The organism is Methylobacterium sp. UNCCL125, from assembly GCF_900116795.1.
GTDB classification, from domain to species: Bacteria; Pseudomonadota; Alphaproteobacteria; order Rhizobiales; family Beijerinckiaceae; genus Methylobacterium; species Methylobacterium fujisawaense.
Genome location: NZ_FPBW01000008.1, coordinates 138,452 through 153,975, shown reverse-complemented (window position 1 = coordinate 153,975; position 15,524 = coordinate 138,452). Strand labels below are relative to the sequence as shown.

Sequence of the window (15,524 nt, the reverse complement as noted above, 5' to 3'; positions counted from 1 at the left end):
ATCGCCCGCGCCGGTCAGGAGAGCTGCAGATAGGCCGGATCGAACAGCCCCCGCTCCATCAACCCGTCGAGGTCGCGGATCGTCAGGCGCCGGCTGCGCAGGGCGACGAGGCCGCTGATGCGCAGCTCCTTCAGGGTGCGGTTGATGTGTACGCTCGTCTGGCCGAGGGCATCGGCGAGATCGGGCTGGGTCACCGGCATCGGCAGCGTCATCCCGTCCGCGAGGCCGACGCGTGTCAGCCGCAGGTGCAGCTCGCAGAACAGGTGCGCCAGCCGCTCGATCGCCGAGCGCCGGCCGACGCTGGCGATCCACTCCCGGTGGAGGGCCGTGGTGGCGAGCATCTCCCGCCACAGGCATTCCTCCACGGCCGGCCGGCCGCGGATCGCGTCGCCGAGCTGGTCCGGCGCGATCCGGGCGACGGTGACGGAGGTCAGCGCGCCGATGGCGTGGTCCATGTGCGCCCGGCGGAAGACGAACGGATCGCACAGGTCGCCCGGCAGGAGCAGCGCGACGATCGCCCGCCGCCCGTCCGGAAACTGCTTGTACCGGCAGGCCCAGCCGTCGAGGATGAGGTGCGTGTGGGACGGGTCGCTCTGCTGCCCTTCGATATCCTGACGGGCCGCGACATGGCGGACGTGCTGGCGCCCCAGCCCGTCGAGGACCGCGCGGTCCTCGGGTGCGAGCCGGACGTGCCGCTCCATCTTCCGCACGAACGGGTTCTCCACGTCCCCCTCCGGTCAGATCACCGCGACACCGGCGTGTCGGCGACCCTCGGGAGGGAGACGGGCCCGACCGGAGATTCGGCCGCGTCGCGGCCGGGTACACGGGACCGGGGGACGTCGCGCGCGTCCGAAGCGTCCCGCACGACGGTGCCGCCGGGGGTATCGGTGAAATAATGGGACAAGGATATTTCTATCGGCAGGGACCAAACCGTCATCCGAACATCGAAGTCCGGATCATCTTGATCGGCTTGTGCCTGCAGCAGAAAAACGTGCGCCAACCTGTGTTAAGTCGTCGTTCCCGGGCTTGAGGACGGGGGACGCGTCGATCCGGTGCGCCCGCGCAGGTTATTCGCTCGGGTCGCTCGGAAAGGCCGTTCGCGCCGGACCGGGTGCGGCGCTAGTCCGCGGCGGCGCCCACCGTATCGGCCATGCGCGCCCGGCGCGTGCCCAGGGGCTGGGGCGCGCCGACGGTGGTGTCCTCGGCGGTCTGGTGCTCCATCTCGGCGTTCACCTGGGCGCCGGCCAGCATGATCATGGTCGAGAGCCAGATCCACGTCATGAACCCGACCGCCGCACCGAGGGAGCCGTAGGTCTTGTTGTAGCTGCCGAAATGGGCGACGTACCAGGAGAACAGCACCGATGCGCCGAGCCACAGCACGGCCGCCAGGGCACCCCCGGGCGTGACCCAGCGCCAGCGCGGTGCGTCCCGGCTCGGCCCGTAGCGGTAGAGCAGGGCGAGCCCGAGCAGGACTGCCAGGAGCAGAACCGGCCACCGCAGCAGCGACAGCCACCACGCATCCGCGCCGAGCCCGACAGACGCGAGAATCACCGGCACCGCCACCACCGCGGCCAGCGCCAGGACGAGGAACAGCAGCGCGCCCGCCGTGAAGGCGAGGGAGACCAAGTTGAGCACGAAGAAGTTGCGCTTCTCGCGCTCGTTGTAGACGAGGTTGAGGGCGTCGAAGACGTGCTTCACCCCGCCATTGGCGCTCCACACCGACAGGACGACGCCGAACACCAGGCTGAGCCCGAGGGTGCTGTTGCCCTCCGCGTTCAGCCGCTTCACCTGGTCGCCGACGATCTCCAGGGCGCCCTGGGGCAGGATACCCTGGAGGCTGGCGAGCTGGTCGTTGATGGTCGCCGCATCCGCCACGAGGCCGTAGCAGGAGACCAGGGCCGCCACCGCGGGAAAGATCGCCAGGAGCGTGAAGAAGGTGACGCCGGCCGCGATCAGCGACAGGCGGTTCTCGCCGATGTCGTGATAGGCCCGCAGCGCGATGTCCTTCCAACCCTTGGCGGGGATCTCGGCCGGCGTCGAGGCCCCCCGCCCGCGATCGGCCTGGGTCCGGGCGACGGCCTGCGCCTCCTGGCCCGCGTGCGAGGGCGACGTCCGGCGCGCCCCGTCCCGCCCGGCGGAGCGGTCTCCGGAGTGGTCGGCGGGGCGTGGGGCCGGCGGCCCTGTCCGGCGCGGAAGGGCGACGAGGCCGATCAGCGCGGTGGCGAGGGCGAGCGTCCAGACCGTCGAGGCGCTCCCCTCCGGAGCGGAACCCGCGGTGCGGGCTGGATCGGGGGCTGGCATCGGTGACCTCGGCGGGGTTCGGGCGGACGTGTCGGCGCAGGCCGGTCGGCCGCACATGACGGCGCACCCGACCGGCTGCAGCTGCGAAGGCAAACACCGCGGCGCGGGCAAGGGTTCGCCGTCCAGTTGCAATACGACGGCAACGCGGGACGCAGGGCCTGATCGGCGCGCCTGAGCGGCGGGTCGGCGGTCGTGACCGGCACCTCGGGCGGCATCGGCCGGCCCGTCCCGACGGCGCTGCGCGCCGGCGCGGCCCCGCGGCCGAGCCCCCTTCGGGAAAAGCGCTAACCCATGTTGCGGCATGGGCGGCCCGGGCACGCCACAAACAGTCCCATGGGCGCAACCGGCCCACTCGCCGACGACCGGACCGTATGCCCGACACCGAAGGCTCATCGCTCCTCGATCCCGTGACGGATCGTGCAGAGGAGGCCGGGGCGGAGACCCGCCACGGCCTGCCGGAGGCCGTGCGGGCCCATCTCGGCACCCTGCTCGGCCGCGCCTACGACCGGATCGGCCTCGGGTCGGAGCCCGCCTCGGACCCCTTCGCCGACCTGCTGGCGCGCCTAGAGACGGCCCTCGCGCAGGCCGAGGGCGAGCGGGACAAGCTGTTCCGGGCGGGTCTGCTGGAGGTGGTGCCGGCGCTGCACCGATTCGCGGTCTCGCTGACCCGCGACCCGGCTGCGGCGGACGATCTCGTGCAGGACACCCTGCTGCGCGGCTGGCGCGGCCGCGGCGGCTTCACCCCCGGCACCAATCTGGAGGCGTGGCTGTTCACGATCCTCCGGAACGTCTTCTACAGCCAGCACCGCAAGCAGGGCCGCGAGGTCGCCGACACCGACGGCACCTATGCCGAGCGGCTGACCAGCATTCCCGAGCAGGGGGGCCATCTCGATCTTCAGGACGTGCGCGCCGCCCTCGACCGCCTCGCCCCGGTGATGCGGGAGGCGCTGGTTCTCGTGGCGATCGAGAACCTGAGCTATGACGAGGCCGCCGCCGTGATGAACTGCCGGATCGGGACCGTGAAGAGCCGCGTCTGGCGCGCCCGCGAACAGCTCGCGCGGATGCTCGGATACAGTGGAGCCGAGATCGGCAGCGACGGGGTCATGCTGTCGGTGACCGGCAGCTCGGCCTGATCGGGACGATTCTCCAGGTCGAATAAGCCAATTCGACACTCAGACCGCCGTATTCGGCAGGAAATTTGACTTAGGTGAAAGCGTCCGGGCCGGCGCCTGGGCGATATGAAGCGGGTTGGGTCGATCCGTCGACTCGGCTCGGCTCCCATCGGTGTGACATCCCCCCGATCCACCGATGGGGGCCTCTTCCCGCATCTCCGGCGGATGTGCCGGGCAGAGGTGGGGCCCAGCCCAGACCTCAGGTCGAACCGCCGCCCCGGTCCGTGTCGAGCTGCTGCAGCAGCTCCGCCAGTCGGGGATCCAGAGCCTCGTCGATCACCGGATCGTACATCGCCCGCATCTGGTGGCCGAGGCGCAGGCGCGTCTGCGCGTCGAGGACCGGGCCGCCCGAGAGGGGAACCACGCGCAGGGCGGACGGCGCCGGGCCGGGGCCATAGCGTTCGGTCGGTCTCGGGGCGGCGCGCCGGCGTTCGGGATAAGGCATGCCTTTTACATCGGCCCGCACCCCCGCGACGGCAACCACCTGCCGGCGCGAAGGCGCGCCCGGGTCGTCCGCCTCACGCATCGTCCTCCGGCGCGAACACCTCGCCCCGCTCGGCGAGCACGGTGTTCGCGGCGTCCTGGGCCAGTTCATCCTGGGCCAGCTCGTCCCGGGCCGCCGCCGGATCGGGGCGGCCGAGGGCGCGCGCCAGGGCGCCCTCCCAGCCGGCCGGAGGCGCGTGACCCTGGCCGGCGAGGATCTTGCCGGCCCGTCGGCAGAGCCGCGTCCAGTCCGGCGCGGCGAGAGCGGCCCAATCGGTGCCGAGGCCCAGTTCGGCCGCGGCCTGCGTCGCGGCGGCGGTCCAGCCCGACGGCGGGGCGGGGATGTCGGTCATGGCGATGCGGCCTCCTGCCGGGATCTCGCGTCTCCGGCGGACGATAGCGCGCGCCGGCGGCCTGTCATCAGCGCAGGCCGTGGGCCGCGAGTTCCTCCGGCACGCCCGCGGCCGCGTCCTGACGGATCAGGATGGCGTCGAGGGTGACCGGACGGTCGTTCCAGGCATCCACGCCGACATCGCAGGAGCGCGTGGTGTCGGCGAGGCAGCCGTGGCTGTGCCCATAGAGGTGGCGCGTCTCCCGCCACAGCCCCGGCCAGGCCCGATGCGCGTAGTGCGACAGGAACAGGCGGTGCGACCGCCCCTGCGCGTCCGCGATGGAGAGGCGGGCGCTCTCCACCGGCGGCTCCGCCCAGGGCAGGTCGAGAACGCGGTTCGAATCGTGATTGCCCCGGACCAGGCGCTTCGTGCCGTTCAGCCGCGCGAAGATCGCCGCGCAATGGGCGGGGCTCGCATGGGCGGCGAAGTCGCCGAGATGCCAGACGGCATCCTCCGGACCGACCACGGCGTTCCACCCGGCGACCAGGGCCTCGTCGTGGGCCTCGAGGCTGCCGAACCGCGCCCCGCGGTGGCGGAGGATGTGCGGGTCGCCGAAATGCGTGTCCGCGGTGAAGAAGATCGCCATGCCGTCGAGACCTGGGCCGCCATCGCGTTCCGTCCAGACCGGCCGGAGAGGCCCGGACAAGATGGCGCTGCGCGGCATCCCGTCTGCCGGACTGGAAACGGGGCCGCGGCTCGGATACGGGTGCGGCGCGCGAGGCCGGCCGCCTCTCCGAGGGGCGGAGCGCCGTGCGGGCCGGATGGGCTGAGGCGATGCTCGATCCCGCGATCTACGCCCATCTCCTGGACGCGGCGCGCGCCCATCCGGCGCTGCGGGCCGCCCTCGTGCAGGCCGGTCCGATCCGGATCGAGCCGCCGGCGCATCTGCGCGTCGCCGACCGCCTGTTCGTCGAGGTGGTCAACCAGCAGCTTTCCACCCGGGCGGCCGGGGCGATTTGGGCCCGGATCGAGGCGGCCGCCGCAGCGGCGGATTCGAGCCCCCGGGGCCTGTTTGAGGCCGGCGACGCGGACCTGCTGCGGGCCTGCGGGATCTCGGGCAACAAGGTGCGGGCCCTCCAGGCGATCGTGGCGGCCGAGGCGGCGGGCCTGCTCGGCCCCGGCCTCGCCGGCCTGCCGCATCCCGAGCGGGCGGCGATCCTGTGCGGCATACGCGGCGTCGGCCCCTGGACGGCCGACATGGTCGGCATCTTCCATTTCCACGACCCCGACATCTGGCCCGCGGGCGACGTGGCGGCGGTGGGCTGCCTGCGCCGCCTCACCGGGCAGGCCGATGCCGGCGCGGTGGCGTCGGCCTTCGCACCGTACCGCTCGATCCTGGCGCGCTACCTGTGGCGCATCAAGGACGGGGCGCCCCTGCCGGGGGACGAATCAGCCCGTCAGGCCCCGGCCCCCCGGACCCGGCGCCTGCGCGGGGCGGCGAAATCCGGGTGACGGACGGCCGGGGATCGGCTATCCGTCGGCGCCTCCCGGGCCCGTAGCTCAATGGTTAGAGCCGGCCGCTCATAACGGTCTGGTTGCAGGTTCGAGTCCTGCCGGGCCCACCAGGCTGGCCGCGGGCAGCCGCACCACCCTCGCCGGCCCCCCGTATCCCGCATTCACGCGGTTCCGCCGACCCACAGGGGCCGAGCCCGGATCGGTCCCTCGCCCAGGAGCCGCTCACGACGGCGAGGCCGAACGCGCCCTGTGGCACGGCCGCGACACCGTGATGTGGACGGTGCGCATTGATCCCGATCGATCAAGCGCGAACGGGCAGTCTGCGGCGCACCGAATCAGACCGAGTCTTCGCCGCGTTCGTCGCTCTCTCGCCTTCCTCCCGTGCCATCGCGTCGGTCGCACCGCGCCCGCCGCCACGCTCTCTCCCGCCGACAGCCCATGCTTCCGCACTACCGCTGGCTCTGGGCCCTGACCCTCCTCCTCGCCTGCGGCGGGGCGGGCCTCCTCTACAATGTGCTCTTCGTCGGCGGGGCCTCGATGCTCGCCGGCCTCGTCTACGCCCTGGCAGTGGGCGGGACGGTGCTGGCCTTCGTCCCCGCCCTGACCCTGTCGGGTCTCCAGCCGCGGATCCGCCGCCTGCCGGCGCTGGTCTACATGCTCGCGGCCGAGTTGCTCTACGTGGTGCTGATCACCCTCGGCTGCGCCCTCGGCGGCCTGGTCGTCTGGGGGTTCGGCCTCACCGGCGACAGCCTGTCCACGGCCGTGCGCATCACGCCGCGGTTTCTCGCCTACTCCCTGGCCGTGTCGGCCCTCCTCGTCTTCGCCATGCGGATGCGCGACCTGATCGGCGGCGCCGTGTTCGTGAACTTCATGATCGGCCGCTACCACAAGCCGGTGCAGGAGGAGCGGATCTTCCTGTTCCTCGACGTCGTCGGCTCCACCGCCTTCGCCGAGACCCACGGCGATCTGCGCGCCCAGGAGTATCTCGGGGCCGTGTTCGCGACGCTGGCCGAGCCGGTGCGGCGCAACGGCGGCTCCGTGGACGATTATGTCGGCGATCTCGCCATGATCACCTGGCCGATGAGGCGCGGCCTCAAGGACGCGCGCTGCGTCACCGGCCTGTTCGCGGTGCTCGACCGGATCGAGGCGGATGCCGCGGCCTGGACCGCCCGGTTCGGGACGGTCCCGCGGCTGCGGGCGGCGCTGCATGGCGGCCCGGTGGTCACGGCCGAGGTCGGAGTCGACCGCCACAAGATCGCGTATTTCGGCGACGCCGTGAACGTGACGGCGCGGATCGAGGCCCTGTGCCGCCCGCTCGGCGTCGGCATCCTGATCTCGCAGGATCTCCTCGGACGGCTGGACCCGCTGCCCGACGGCGTCCGCGCCCGCCCCCTGGGCCTGCACGCCCTGCGCGGCCGGGGGGCGCCCCTGGCGGTCGCCACCCTCGAACGCGGAGCCGCGGTGGCGGAGAGGCCGATCCCGGGGCGGAGGCCGGATCCGAGGGCGCCGGATCGCCCGGAGGTCGTCGCGGAACGGCGCTAGGAGGTCGCATGCCGCGCATCCCGGCCGGCGCCCGGCGCGGCGGCGTGGCCGGTCCGGGATCGCGTCTCAGCCGCGGCGGAAGCAGCGGTTCCAGAGGCGCCGCCCCCAGGCGACCGGCGCGCGCCGGGGGGCCGCCGCCTGGCTCGGCCCGTCGAACGCCGCAGCCAGCGCCGCCGGCAGGGTGTCGATGATCGCCGCCGGCCCCTCGATGTCCCAGCCGATCACGCAGCAGCCGCAGCCGGTGCTGCGCACGCAGGTGAGCCGGCCGGCATGGGCCAGCATCCAGCGCTCCGCTGCGGCGACGTCGTCCGCCTCGTCCACCTCCACGCACAGGCAGGCGCGCCTGAGGCCCGGGGCAGGGGGACCGGCCGGCCACGGATCGCTCCGCCCGTAGAGGGCCCGCAGGGCCTCGGGATCCGCCCCCGCCTCGCCGGACCTCACGGCGCGTCGTCCGCGCTGTCCGGCGGCGCGTCCATCTCGGCCACCTGCCGCTTGGCGAAGGCGCAGGCCGCGAAGTCCGGGTTGATCGCGCAGGCCATGTCGAACGCCGCCCGGGCGCGGGACGCCTCGGCGGGGACGCCCTCGCCCAGGCGGTAGGCCTGGCCGAGCATGGCGCAGCCCCAGGCGCCGCGCCGGTCGCAATCGAGGCGGAAGCTCCGGGCGAGGCAGGCGTCCGTGTCCGCGCGCGGCACATCGCGGAAGGGATCGGCCGCGTAGCCGCCGTTGCGGATCCCGGCGGCCCGGTTGGTGCAGCCCGCCGGAAACCCGCCCGCGCAGGCGAGGGCGTAGAGGCGCTCCTTGTCGAGGATATCCGGGACGTCGAGGGAATGGTGCTCGAAGGCGAGGGCGAGGTCGAAGCAGGCCGGCGCGTTCGACCACCGGGTGCAGAGCACGAAGCAGGCCGCGGGTTCGCGCGCGCAGCGGCGCTCGGTGGGTCGCCGGGGCGCGAAGGCCCGCCGCCAGACCGGGCGCTCCCGCGCGAAGGTGTCGGCCGGGCAGGCCGGGAAGCTGCGCAGCAGCGCCGGGTCCTGCCGCAGCGGCTCCCCGATCCCCGCGGCCTCCGCCTTGTTGAAGATGATCGTGCCGGGCGCCTCCTCGGCCCGGGCCGCCGGCCCGCGCGCGAGGGCGAGGGCCGCAGCGAGGCTGGCCAGGATTCGCCCGGCCAGACGGCGCCGGGGCGGGCTCACCGGCGCCGGCGCCAGCGGCGCAGCAGGCGTCGGAGGCCGAGCACCAGGGCGACCACGAGGACGAGCAGCCCGAGCGCCGGATGCAGCAGGGCGCCCGCCTGGAACAGGACGAAGACCCCGAGGACCACCTTCCAGGGCTTCATGGGGGCGTCGTCGGCCTCCGCGACCGTGCCGGGCGCGGCCTGCGCGGGGGCGACCGGCTCGGGTGTAGCGAACCGCGGGCGCCCGGAGGTCGGCACGCCGCTGCGGCCCGGCACCGGCGCGGCCGCGCGGGCCGCAGCCTCGGCGACCGCCCGCGCGGCAGCCGCCTCGGCCTCGGCCAGGATCGGGTCCGGCTCGGGCGCGGGACGGGGGGCCGGCGCCCACCAGCGGGCCAGCGGCATTGCTCCCCGCGCGGACCGGGCGCGGAAGTCCGGCTGCGGCCGCACCGCAGGCCGCAGCCCGTGGCGGTCCGCGAGGGCGCGGGCCTGCGCCACCAGCGGCGCACCGGTCTCCGGCGTGACCATCCGGACGAACTGCGCGAAGCCGACCGCGGCGCGGAGCACGTCGCCCTCGCCGGCCGCGCCCCAGCGCCGCCCGGCCGGCCCGTGCCGATCGAGCCCGTGCAGCAGCGCGCGGAAGCGGCGCAGGGTCTCCCGGGGCACGCCGACGCGCTCGTTGACGGTCAGCCCGGTCACCTCCTGGTGCCGGCCGCGGCGCATCACCCGGGTCTTGTCCGGATGGACGGTGAAGCCCTCCCCGGCGACGATGGCGTGGACGTATTTGAGCAGCGCGCCGACTTTCCCGGCGGCCGCGCCGGAGGCCGAGAAGGTCAGGTCGTCGGCGTAGCGCGTGTAGGTGAAGCCGAGGCTGGCGGCGAGGCCGGTGAGCCGGGCGTCGAGCCGGGTGCAGACGAGGTTGGTGAGCGCGGGGCTCGTCGGCGCGCCCTGCGGCAGCCGGCGGGGGCCCCGGGCGGCGTAGAGGCGCGCGCCGTCGATCTCGACCGCGTCCACGTCCGGCTCGGTGCAGAGCAGCGCCAGCACGGTGGCCACCGGCTCGGCGTAGCCCAGGCCCCGGAACTTCCCCTTGATCCGCCGGTAGTCGAGGCTCGGGAAGAAGTCCTTGAGGTCGAGATTGACCACCACGTCCCGCCCGACATGGGCGGCGGCGTTGGTGACGATCGAGCGGCCGGGCACGAAGCCGTGGGCCGCCCCATGCACGGGAACGTGGGCGAGGAGCGCGTCGAGGATCCAGTACTGCGCCCGCTTCAGCCGCGGCATCGGCGCCGAGATGCGGCGCAGGCCGCCCGCCTTCTTGGGGATGGTGAAGCACCGGTAATGGCTCACCGCACTGAGCGCCCGGTCGTAGGCGAGGAAGCGCAGCTCGCCGAGGCCGATCCCCATGGCCTCCGCCAGCGCCTTCGGGCTCGCCAGGGCGGGAAGACCGGGGGCGGGCCCCCGCGCGGGCGCATCCGCGTTCGCAAGGCCGGCCGAGACGCCGTCGCCGAGATGGAGGATCTCCGCCTCCCGGCGCGCGTGCCACGCCTGCGCCCGGGCGTGGCGGTCGCGGGCGTTGCGCAGCTTCGTCTCGCGCCGCCGCTCCAGCGCCGCCGTCTTGCGGCGGCGATGCATCTCCTTGAGGGCGGCCTCGGGGTCGCGCCACGCCGCCTCCCGCCGGTGCAGATCGGCGAGGGCGCGGGCGATCTCGCCGCGGCGGCGGATCAGGTCGTCCGGCGGGTTGGGCTGCTCCGCCCCGTCCGGCCAGAATCCGAGCCGGATCATCTCCTCGAGGATGACCTCGTCCTTCGAGCTCTCGCGGATCCGGTCGTAGAGCTGCTGGCGGGTCAGGCTGCCGGGCTGCGGGCTCATCGGCGGCCTCCGGCGCGGGCGGCGGGAGGCGTGACGGGGGGAAGCGTGACGGGGGACGTCGGCCAGGATGCCTTCGTCAAGTCTCGGGACTGGCCCGGTCCACTCGACGCCGGCACGACCACCGGTGCGCGTTTGGGTTCAGCGAACCCAAACCGCGAACGCGCACCGGTGGTCAGTGCCGGCCCAGTGAAGAGCGGGCCAGTGACGCTTTGCCGGGCAGGGTGCAGGGACGGCGAATCGCCGCCCGAAATGCAAGGTCCGCCCCGGCCGACGCCCCTCGTCACGGTCAGGATAGGCCAGGCTTGCGGCCGCATCAATCGGGTCTGCCTCACGCCTGCCACCGCGCCGGCTTGCCCTCGACCTGGGCGTGGAAGAAGCGGCGCACGGCCAGCATGTGCGCGCAGGGGCCGCGGGTGAGCCGGTTGTGGGTGTAGAAGCCGCACTGGCAGGAGCCGCCGACCATGCGGTCGTCGGAATCGAGTTCCACCGCGGGCGTCAGGCTCCGGCCGTCATCCAGCACGGTCCCGCTCAGGCGCCGCCGGTCCCCCGCCTGCTCGACGGGCCCGAGGGTGACGAGCCCGGCCGCCAGGAACCGGTCGGCCTTGGCCTCCTGCTCGGAGGCGAAGCGCAGGGCGCCCGGCGCTAGTGGCTCCCGGGTCAGCTCCCGCAGGCGGTAGACCCGCTTGTCGAGGTCGAACATGGCGCGGCCCGCCTGCACGTAGCCGCCGAGCGCCGCCTCCACGGTCGACCGGTCGAGGCCGGTCTCGGCGGCGAGTTGCCCGGTCCCGGCGGCGTGGTGGCGCCGGAGCGCCGCGAAGACGCGGGCGGCGGTGTCGGCCTCGACCTCCCCCCGGGGGGCGAGCAGGTCGAACTGCCCGGCCCGGGACCAGTCGTTGGCGGTCCAGCCCGACAGGCCGAGGGTGAAGCGCAGGCCGCCGAAATCCACCACCGCGAAGCTCGGCAGGCCGGTGCCGAGGAGGTGCAGCCGCACCGACCGGGCGAGCGGCAGGGTCCGGGCCAGGATGGCGAGGCGCCGCCGGCCCCACAGGCGGATCTCCGCGGCCTCGCCGCCGCGGTAGATCGAGCGCCGGAAGGTCAGCCGCTCGTTCCAGGGCTCGATCAGCACGCTGACCGGCCGGCCGGGCTCGAGCAGGAACCGCAGGGCGCGCGGGCCGTGGCGCTCCCGGCGCGCGGCGAGGCGGGTCAGGATCGCGTGCATGTCGACCGGGTGCAGGTCCACCACGTGGGCGGGCTGCGCCATGGCGCTCGACACCTGCAGGAAGCCCCGCATCCAGGAATCCGGCAGCTCGATCTTGTCCTCGCGATAGGCGGCCTCGCCGGAGGTCTGGACCGCGAAGCCGGTCGGGTCGATCGCCAGCTCGGTATCGCGGTAGCTGCGGATCTTCTGGAACTCGTCGTAGAGGGCGTGGCTGTAGTCGATGTTGGTCGTGCCGCAGGCCATGTCGCCGATCCGCGCGAAGGTGTCGTGGTCGCAGGACAGGCGCCCGTAGCTCGATTCGTCGAGGCTGAACGCTTCGAAGAAGACCTCGTCCGGATGGACGGTGATGACCGGGTCGAGGACGATCCAGGCGTCGAAATTCTCCCGGTAGAGGTAGTCGAAGTACCGCTTCCGCGCGTCGTAGAACGGCCGCATCACCGCGTCGGAACGGGCCGCGATGTCCCGGTGTTCGGCGCGCAGCGCCTCGATCTCGGCGCGCAGGCTGTCCTTCTCGGCGAGGGCCTCGGCCAGGAGTTCCTGCTCGTGGGCCTGGAGCCACGCGAAATAGGCGGTGCGGTCCTTCGGCTTGAAGCGCAGGTCCGACACGACGACGTGGTGCAGGGCCGAGATCGCCTCGCGGAACGGCAGGTGTCGCGCCACCGTCCCGGCGAAGTAGGTCGGCTCGCGCAACGTGTCGGGGACGAAGCCGAGCCGGGTCGCGTCCGCATCCGAGACGGCCCGGCTCTCGCCGAGGTAGCGATGGACGAAGTTCATCGAGCCCCTTCCGAGACGGGTGCCGAGGGAGAGATGGGCCCCCGCACCTCTGGCGGCCGCCGGACGAGAGGCACGGCGAGGCCGGGATGGGCCTCGGCGATGTCGCGCAGCGCCAGGATCGCGGCGCTGCGGTCCCGGGCCGTGCCGCTCAGAGTGAGATCGGCGAAGAGCGGCAGCAGCGCCTCGGCGCGGGCGCGGCTGCGCAGGGCCTCGGCCCGGAGGAAGGCGGCCATCCGGTCCTTGGCGACCCGGCCCCGCAGCACCTGCAGCATCACGGTGCGGGCGAGGGGGATCAGCCGCGCGAAGGCCGCCTCGCTCGCCACGGCCTGCTCGGTCAGGAGTTCGGTGAGCAGGAGATGCATGGACGGAGCGGGGTGCTCCAGCAGGCGCAGCACCTGCCCCTCCGCATCCTCGGGCCGGAGCCGGCTGCGCAGGAGATGGCGGGCGAAGGCCAGAACCTCCGGCTTGACGCTGTCGGTGACCACGGCGAGCGCCCCGGGCGTCCAGGCAGCCTCCGGCCACGTTTCAAAAAAGCTGCGGGCGAAGGCGAGGGTGTCGGGCCAGTCGCTCTCCACGAGGAGCACGGCCTCGGCCGCCGCGGCCTGGAACCGGGCCGGGTCGGCCGCGAAGGCCGCCATCGCCCAGTCCCGCACCGCCCGGTACGGGTGGCCGCCGAGCCGGGCGATCTGGCGGACGCTGAAGGCCGCGGGGCGCCGGTCGGGCAGGAGGGCAGCGCCGAGGCGGCGGGCGCCGTCGGCGCGGGCCTGCAGCAGGCGCCACAGGGTGCCGTCGTCGAGGGCGGCGCATTCCCCCGGCAGGGCCTCGCGCAGCAGGGCCACGACGTCGGCGGCGTAGGCGTCGTCGGGGGCCGCGCGAAACAGGCTGCCGATCAGCTCCCGGGCGAGGCGGGGAGCGAGACCCGGATCCGCCGCCGCGAGGCGCGCCACCAGGGGCCGGGCGGCCTGCCGGACGGCGCTGCCGGGCCCGCTGGCGAAGGCGACGATCCGCTCGGCGTAGGGTCCGAGCCGCGCGTCGTCGAGACGCGCCAGCAGGACCAGGGCGGCAATCCGGATGTCCTCGGAGCCCGTGCCGATCAGCGCGTCCCAGCTTTCCGGGGGCAGGCCGTCGGCTCCGGCAGGGGACTGCGCCAGGAGCGCGAGGCCGGCCGATCGGATGGCGGCGGCCGGGTGCGCGATCAGGGCGGCGGCAGTCTCGGGCTGCACCGGCAGGTCGTGGTCCGGCCACAGGAGGGGCAGGGCGGCGCGCAGGCCCCGGATCGCGGCCGTCGCGGCGGCGTCGGGCTCCGGCGGCATCGCCCGCAGCCACGCCACCAGCCGCGAGACCAGGGGCGCCGCGAGCCCTGGGGGCAGCGCCCGGGCGAGCCCCGGGACCGCCGCCTGGACATCCGGCTCCGGGCTCGTGAGCAGCGCGGCGGCGAGGTCCGGATCCGACCAGACGACTGGCGCCCCGGCCTCGAGGCGCCGCAGGGCAAGCGCCCGCGCCTCCGGCAGGGCTGCGGCCAGCAGCGCCGCCACCAGGGCGGCGAGGTCGGCGGAATCGGCGATCCCGGCGGCGAGGCGCGCCTGGGCGATCTGGAAGGCGAAGGTCCGCACGGCGTCGTGCGGGGCCGCCAGGAGGCGCCCGATCGCGGCGGCGTCCAGAGCCGCGCAGGCCCCCGGGTCCGCGCGCAGCACCCGCAGCCCCAGCCGCGCCACCGGCTCGATCCGCCCCTCGGCGGCGAGGCGGAGCGCCAGGTCCGGACGGGCGCTCCAGAGATCCGGAAAGGCCTCGTCGCGCCGGTCGGGATCGACGGCGCCGGTCTCCAGGAAGGTCAGCGATCCCGTCCGCGGCCGGGCCTCCGGGGCGTGGCGGTACAGGAGCTGGCTCGCCGTCCAGTTGCGGCCGAGCGGTCCCCGTGCCCGCGCCTGCCGGCCCCAGGTCCCGTCCGGCTTGCGCCCCCAGGCGGTCCAGCGGGTCGGGGGGTCGAGATCCTCCGGCCCGAGGGCCAGCAGGAAGCCCGTCGCCAGCGCGGTGAAGGCCGGGTCCCCGACGGCGCCGCGCTTGCGCAGGGCGCGCCAGATCCGCCGCTTCATGTAGGCGCGGGTGGCCGTGGACAGGCCGAGCCGCGCCTCCGGGCCGTGGCGCGCCGCGTCCACCGCGACGTAGCGCCGGAGGTCGGGGACGTAGGCGTGGCTCCGGCCGGCCTGGTACATCGCCTGCGCGGTCTCGAAGCGCTGGGCGGCGGCGCCGAACAGGGCGGCATCGTCGGCCATCTCGGCGTGCTTGAACAGGCGCCGCAGGCCGATCAGGTAGGGTGGCCGCGCCGGCAGCCGGAGGAGGGCGGCGCAGAGCGTCGCGTGCAGCGCGGGCCGCCCCTGGGCAAGCCGGCCCAGCGCCACCAGGGCCGGCCCGACCCGGCCGGGATCATGCCGGGCGAGGCCGTCCAGCGCCCCGCACAGGCCGTCGACGTCGCCCGCCTCGGCCGGCCGGGCGACCATGCTGGACAGGTCCGGCTCGGCCTCCGGCGGGCGATACGCCCCGGTGAGCGGGGCGGCCAGGGCGAAGCGGGCGAGGTCCCGGACGACGCTTCCGGGGGCGTCGGCGGCGATCGCGTCCAGGATCGGGCCCGCCTCCGCGCCGGCCGCCCGGGCGAGCGCCCAGACCAGAGCGTAGCTCGCCTGCGTCGGACCGAGGGCCCGCGCCAGGGCGATCAGGTCCGGGGCCGCCGCGGCCAGCCGCAGCTCGCCGATGCGCCAGAGAAGGCGGTCGCGCTCCCGCTCGGGCCAGCGCTGGTGCAGGCAGGCGGAGAGCCGCGCCCGCAGCACGGCCGCGCGCCCGTCGGCCGACGGCTCCGACGCGGCGGAGGGCTCCGGGCCGTCGATCCGCCGGTAGCCGCCGTTGATCTTCGCGACGATCACGCTGTCGAACACCCGGGCCGCCGCCTCGGCGGTGAGGGGCTGGGGTGTCTTGGAGCCCTCGCGCAGGGTCGCGCCGCGCCGGCCGTAGCGTGTGTTGACGAAGTAGCGCTCGGGCGTCCCGAGGGCCTCGTTCTCGATCAGATCGACGTCGTAGACCTTGTCGGAGGTGGCGTCCCGCAGGTGGAGGCGCGCCGCGCGGACGACCCTCATGCCACCGCGTGGGCGTGCGGGCCG

General features: G+C 74.6%; 13 protein-coding genes and 1 tRNA gene. 4 read left to right on the top strand and 10 right to left on the bottom strand.

Annotated elements, in window-relative coordinates; all coding sequences use genetic code 11:
- Positions 1–14: 14 nt before the first annotated feature.
- Together BM396_RS10100 and BM396_RS10095 are read right to left on the bottom strand one after the other, a co-directional pair.
- The gene (locus tag BM396_RS10100; RefSeq protein WP_043355518.1) at positions 15–725 is read right to left on the bottom strand and encodes a Crp/Fnr family transcriptional regulator; all 711 of its coding nucleotides are present in this window, start codon (positions 723–725) and stop codon (positions 15–17) included.
- A gap of 394 nt (positions 726–1,119) precedes the next feature.
- Positions 1,120–2,301: a YihY/virulence factor BrkB family protein gene (locus BM396_RS10095; RefSeq protein ID WP_091994787.1), complete on the bottom strand. Its 1,182-nt coding sequence runs from the start codon at positions 2,299–2,301 to the stop codon at positions 1,120–1,122.
- A 371-nt stretch (positions 2,302–2,672) separates the two neighbouring features.
- Here BM396_RS10095 and BM396_RS10090 point away from each other — a divergent pair, with 371 nt between their 5' ends.
- Positions 2,673–3,434 carry a sigma-70 family RNA polymerase sigma factor gene (locus BM396_RS10090; RefSeq protein WP_043382349.1) on the top strand — a complete coding sequence of 254 codons (762 nt, stop codon included), beginning with the start codon at positions 2,673–2,675 and terminating at the stop codon, positions 3,432–3,434.
- Between the two features lie 238 nt (positions 3,435–3,672).
- On the opposite strand, the gene BM396_RS10085 is transcribed toward BM396_RS10090, so the two are convergent.
- The 3 genes from BM396_RS10085 to BM396_RS10075 all read right to left on the bottom strand — a co-directional run bounded on the left by BM396_RS10085 (position 3,673) and on the right by BM396_RS10075 (position 4,934).
- On the bottom strand, positions 3,673–3,918 hold the full coding sequence (locus BM396_RS10085) for a hypothetical protein (RefSeq protein WP_043382347.1): 246 nt from the start codon (positions 3,916–3,918) through the stop codon (positions 3,673–3,675).
- A 73-nt stretch (positions 3,919–3,991) separates the two neighbouring features.
- Positions 3,992–4,309, bottom strand: coding sequence for a hypothetical protein (locus BM396_RS10080; protein ID WP_043382344.1), 318 nt, complete (start codon positions 4,307–4,309; stop codon positions 3,992–3,994).
- 67 nt (positions 4,310–4,376) lie between these two features.
- Positions 4,377–4,934, bottom strand: a complete 558-nt coding sequence (locus BM396_RS10075) for a metallophosphoesterase (protein ID WP_043355505.1) — start codon at positions 4,932–4,934, stop codon at positions 4,377–4,379.
- Between the two features lie 188 nt (positions 4,935–5,122).
- On the opposite strand from BM396_RS10075, the gene BM396_RS10070 reads away from it, so the two are divergent.
- The 3 genes from BM396_RS10070 to BM396_RS10060 all read left to right on the top strand — a co-directional run bounded on the left by BM396_RS10070 (position 5,123) and on the right by BM396_RS10060 (position 7,345).
- Positions 5,123–5,800 carry a DNA-3-methyladenine glycosylase family protein gene (locus tag BM396_RS10070; protein ID WP_043382342.1) on the top strand — a complete coding sequence of 226 codons (678 nt, stop codon included), beginning with the start codon at positions 5,123–5,125 and terminating at the stop codon, positions 5,798–5,800.
- Between the two features lie 37 nt (positions 5,801–5,837).
- Positions 5,838–5,913 (top strand) — tRNA-Ile (locus tag BM396_RS10065).
- A gap of 328 nt (positions 5,914–6,241) precedes the next feature.
- Positions 6,242–7,345, top strand: a complete 1,104-nt coding sequence (locus BM396_RS10060; protein ID WP_043355495.1) for an adenylate/guanylate cyclase domain-containing protein — start codon at positions 6,242–6,244, stop codon at positions 7,343–7,345.
- 66 nt (positions 7,346–7,411) lie between these two features.
- Here the strand turns inward: BM396_RS10060 and BM396_RS10055 are convergent, their stop codons facing one another.
- The 5 genes from BM396_RS10055 to BM396_RS10035 all read right to left on the bottom strand — a co-directional run bounded on the left by BM396_RS10055 (position 7,412) and on the right by BM396_RS10035 (position 15,500).
- Positions 7,412–7,786: a hypothetical protein gene (locus BM396_RS10055; RefSeq protein ID WP_043382340.1), complete on the bottom strand. Its 375-nt coding sequence runs from the start codon at positions 7,784–7,786 to the stop codon at positions 7,412–7,414.
- Positions 7,783–8,532 (bottom strand): SEL1-like repeat protein, encoded by a 750-nt coding sequence (locus BM396_RS10050; protein ID WP_043382337.1) that lies wholly within the window; start codon positions 8,530–8,532, stop codon positions 7,783–7,785. Before BM396_RS10050 ends, BM396_RS10055 begins: the two co-directional genes overlap by 4 nt.
- Positions 8,529–10,379: a reverse transcriptase family protein gene (locus BM396_RS10045; protein WP_043382335.1), complete on the bottom strand. Its 1,851-nt coding sequence runs from the start codon at positions 10,377–10,379 to the stop codon at positions 8,529–8,531. The genes BM396_RS10050 and BM396_RS10045 overlap by 4 nt, the downstream gene beginning before the upstream one ends.
- Positions 10,380–10,707: 328 nt before the next feature.
- Positions 10,708–12,372: an SWIM zinc finger-containing protein gene (locus BM396_RS10040; protein ID WP_043382332.1), complete on the bottom strand. Its 1,665-nt coding sequence runs from the start codon at positions 12,370–12,372 to the stop codon at positions 10,708–10,710.
- Positions 12,369–15,500 carry a hypothetical protein gene (locus tag BM396_RS10035; RefSeq protein WP_043382330.1) on the bottom strand — a complete coding sequence of 1,044 codons (3,132 nt, stop codon included), beginning with the start codon at positions 15,498–15,500 and terminating at the stop codon, positions 12,369–12,371. Before BM396_RS10035 ends, BM396_RS10040 begins: the two co-directional genes overlap by 4 nt.
- Positions 15,501–15,524: the final 24 nt, after the last annotated feature.